The organism is Frankia sp. CcWB2, from assembly GCF_977927585.1.
Genome location: NZ_CDWRCM010000305.1, coordinates 1,610 through 3,386, shown reverse-complemented (window position 1 = coordinate 3,386; position 1,777 = coordinate 1,610). Strand labels below are relative to the sequence as shown.

Genomic DNA, 1,777 nt, shown 5'->3' with positions numbered 1-1,777 from the left:
GGGCGTCCCGCGGCATGTCAGCGTCTTCTGCCTGGATGCCAGGCACTACAGCCGTCAGGACATCGCGACGCAGGCGAGCTGGCGGGAGGGGCTGCGCCGGATCGTCGACGAGGCGGCCGGAGGCGCCGGCCTGCCTCCCCGGTCGATCCGGCTGCGCCAGGATCGCGGCGACGGCTTTCTCGCAGCCGTGGCCGCCGACGTTCCCAAGGCCGTTCTCGCGACCGAGTTCGTCCGGGAACTGTGGATCGCGCTGCGGACCTACAACCGGGGACGTGACGAGACCGGTCGAATCCGGTTGAGGTTGGCCCTGCACCAGGGCGAGATGGGTATCGACGGCAGTGGTTTCGTCGGCGACGCGGCGGTGGTCGCCGCCCGGCTGGTCGACGCGGACCCCGTCCGGCAGCTGCTGGAACAGGACAAGGACGCGGAACTGGCGCTCATCCTATCGTCCGAGTTCTACCGCAGTACGGTGGCCGGGCGGCTGCGGGATCTCGACCCGGCGCAGTACCGCCGAGTCGAGGTGTCGGTGGCGGGCAAGTACGAGGGCCTCGCGTGGATCACGCTGCCGGGGCGCCCGTTCCCGGCGGTGCGGACCCCGTCGAACGGCTCCGGTCAGGGGCCGCTCGCGGACGAGAAGTGGGACTTCCTCATCTCCGCGGATCCGTCCGATGAGGCCTGGGGCTCCTGGATTGCCCGCGTGTTGGAAGGCCGGGGTCATTCGGTGCATCTGGCGGCCCTCGACGCGCTGCCCGGTGAGCACGAGATCGGTCTGCTGCACGAAGGGATCTCGCAGTCCCGGCGTACCCTTGCCGTGCTGTCGAAGAGCTACCTGGCCTCGGACGAAGATGCAGGCGGCCTGGCAGGCGGCCTGGCAGGCGGATCCCAACGGCGTGAAGCGCACGCTGATCCCGATCCGCGTCGAGACCTGTGACCCGGCCGGGCTGTTGCGCGGCATCAGCTACATCGATCTCGTCGACAAGGACGGTGCGGCAGCGGAGCTTGAACTGGTCAGGCAGATCGCCCGGTCCCTGAACGGCCGCGGTTCCCGGCCGTCGACTCCGCCACCCTTCCCCGGGAAGCGATCTTGACCGGCCGCCGGCCAGGATCCTCGCGGCCCGCCGCCTCGACGTCGTCGGGGTCACCAGCGGCGTCGGCGGCGTCGGCGGCGTCGATCAGCAGTCGGCCGAGCCCGCGGCCGTAACTCGTGCTCCCCTCCAGCCTGGACCAGTCGGCCAGCGCCGTCATCATGGCCCGCAGTCCCGCTGCGGACGGTTCTCCGGCGACCGCCTGCTCGGCCTGGCTCTGCACTCTCGCCAGCCAGGTCAGCGCCTCGTTGCCGGCTGCCCGGGCGCGCCGGGCCGCCTCGTCGATCCGGGCCCTGCGCAGGATCAGCCGGCCTGCCGCCGTCGGCGCCCCGGCCAGCCGGAGCAGTCCGGCGGCGCGCCCGCCCTCCGACCCGGCGCGCCCGTAGGCGGTCAGGGCCCGCTGCCACAGTTCCTCCGCGCGTTCCGGATAGGCCGTTCGCGACTGGATGATCGGGCTCCCGCCGGGCCGACGGCCGAGCGTCTGCGCCCCGCCATCCGGGAAGCCGGCCCAGTCGCCGCGCACCAGCGCCGCATGGGCCAGTGTCGCGTGGTCGGACCCGGCGCCGGCCTCGACCGCGTCCAACGCCATGCCGGCCTCGGCCTCCTGGTTCGCCCGGAACAGCAGATCCGCCCGCAGGATCCGCGCGTACGCCGCCGCCTGTGGCACCGGGAGCTCGTCGAGATGGGTGACG

At 72.7% G+C, this 1,777-nt stretch carries 2 protein-coding genes and 1 pseudogene; 2 read left to right on the top strand and 1 reads right to left on the bottom strand.

The features are described 5' to 3' along the window. Positions 1-931: toll/interleukin-1 receptor domain-containing protein (locus ACY45C_RS20880; protein WP_462189253.1), on the top strand; the 931-nt coding region annotated here is incomplete at its 5' end. Beyond that, a complete protein-coding gene (locus ACY45C_RS20875; RefSeq protein ID WP_462189251.1) occupies positions 846-1,088 on the top strand; it encodes a TIR domain-containing protein in 243 nt (80 codons plus the stop codon). The genes ACY45C_RS20880 and ACY45C_RS20875, both read left to right, overlap by 86 nt. On the opposite strand, the pseudogene ACY45C_RS20870 reads toward ACY45C_RS20875, so the two are convergent. Continuing rightward, positions 1,009-1,777 (bottom strand): annotated as a pseudogene (locus ACY45C_RS20870) (hypothetical protein); the annotation flags it as partial. The gene ACY45C_RS20875 and the pseudogene ACY45C_RS20870 sit on opposite strands and share 80 nt — an antisense overlap.

Coding starts and splice junctions, on each gene's coding strand:
- ACY45C_RS20875 (WP_462189251.1), top strand. CDS start 846: ATGCAGGCGGCCTGGCAGGCGGCCTGGCAGGCGGATCCCAACGGCGTG.